The organism is Brucella sp. NBRC 12950 (assembly GCF_030268145.1).
In the GTDB taxonomy this organism is placed as follows: Bacteria; Pseudomonadota; Alphaproteobacteria; order Rhizobiales; family Rhizobiaceae; genus Brucella.
The window spans coordinates 1-354 of the sequence record NZ_BSQC01000061.1; the positions used below are offsets into that span (position 1 = coordinate 1).

Genomic DNA, 354 nt, shown 5'->3' on the forward strand with positions numbered 1-354 from the left:
ACTTCGGTGGCAGCAAAGCCCGGATAGATTTCAACGCCCAGCTCTTCTGCTTTCGTGCCAAGCCAGCGGCAGACATTGCCGAGTGACACGATGTAATTGCCGTGATTGTTCATCAGCGGTGGCATGGCGAAATTTGGCAGACGCACCGAACCCGCAGGACCAAGCAGCAGGAAATGGTCGGCGGTCACAGGGGTCTTGAACGGATGCCCCTCTTCCTCACGCCAGCCTGGCAGAAGCTGATCGATACCACTTGGATCAACGACGGCGCCCGACAGGATATGCGCGCCAACTTCCCCGCCCTTTTCAAGAACGACGACTGAAAGCTCCGGATTGATTTGTTTAAACCGAATAGCC

1 protein-coding gene is annotated in these 354 nt (G+C 56.2%); it reads right to left on the reverse strand.

What is annotated here, in order from left to right; all coding sequences use genetic code 11:
- Positions 1-354: NAD(P)/FAD-dependent oxidoreductase (locus tag QSJ70_RS27450; RefSeq protein WP_502871734.1), on the reverse strand; the 354-nt coding region annotated here is incomplete at both ends.